The following is a 1085-nucleotide window of genomic DNA, read 5'->3' on the forward strand; positions in this document are numbered from 1 at the left end:
CCTCTACTAAAGCAAGGGGCGGAACTTGGGCGAAGTTTTGTTCAGCCTAAGTATTGGGGCAAACGAAGTTTGGATTACCTTTGGTATGGCATCGGTTCTTACTTAAGCAAGAACCCTGATGTGAAATACTTATATGGTCCGGTCAGTATCTCGAACGACCTGCCTAAAGCAGCAAAAGATTTATTAGTTTACTTCTTCACTCTTTATTTTGGCAGCTTTGACGAGACGGAATCTCGGCCTAAGGCTGTATCGAAGCACCCCTATTTGCTCTCAAACGATCTGCTTGATGCCTTGAGCCAGAATTTTTCAGGTACGGATTATAAAGAAGACTTTATGATTCTTAAGAACATCTTGTCGAATATGGGCTGTAGCGTGCCGACTTTGTACAAGCAGTATAGCGACCTATGTGAACCGGGTGGCCTAAAGTTCTTGGGCTTTGGTGTTGACCCTGACTTTGGTGATTGTATCGACGGTTTAGTGATGGTCGATGTCAGTAAGATCAAGGAAAAGAAGCGTAAGCGCTATATCCCTGAAGTTATTGAACAACAGGAAGATAAATAATGCGTGCGGCCTGGCAAGCATTGAATGTGATGTGGACATTGCATGGTGAGCAGGCGTCGGGCGAGAAGTCTGCCCGTAGCGAACTGCTTTATCTTGAGGGGAGTGATATTGATAGCAGCTGCGTCAGTGTTGATGTCTATGAACCGCATATAAAACCGAAGGGATGCATTGCGTTCTTTCACGGCATGTCTCCTTTTGGAAAAGACGATTCTCGTATCGTTACACTTTGTCAGTCGCTATGTCATGTCGGCTTTAGAGTGGTTTCTCCTGATGTTCAGTCAATCAAAACTTTGAAGATTGATCCTCGGCAGATCGACTTGGTTGCAGATATATTAAGTGCGTTGGTGGATCAGTCGCACTTATGTTCTTCGGGTAGGCTGAGTGTTCTTGCGCCGTCTTTTTCCGGTGCCATATGTTTGGCTGCTGCAGCGGATGAACGTGTTAAAGACCGAATCATCTCGGTGTGTGCCATTGGTGCATTTACGGAAGTTGATTCGGTGATGAACTACTTGCTGACCGATACC

General features: G+C 45.5%; 1 protein-coding gene and 1 pseudogene. Both read left to right on the forward strand.

Annotated elements, in window-relative coordinates; genetic code table 11:
- Positions 1–561, forward strand: a pseudogene (locus A3735_RS31555) (GNAT family N-acetyltransferase); the annotation flags it as partial.
- The coding region (locus tag A3735_RS27480; protein ID WP_197486097.1) for a hypothetical protein at positions 561–1085 on the forward strand (525 nt) is incomplete at its 3' end. The pseudogene A3735_RS31555 and the gene A3735_RS27480, both read left to right, overlap by 1 nt.

The organism is Oleiphilus sp. HI0061, assembly GCF_001635675.1.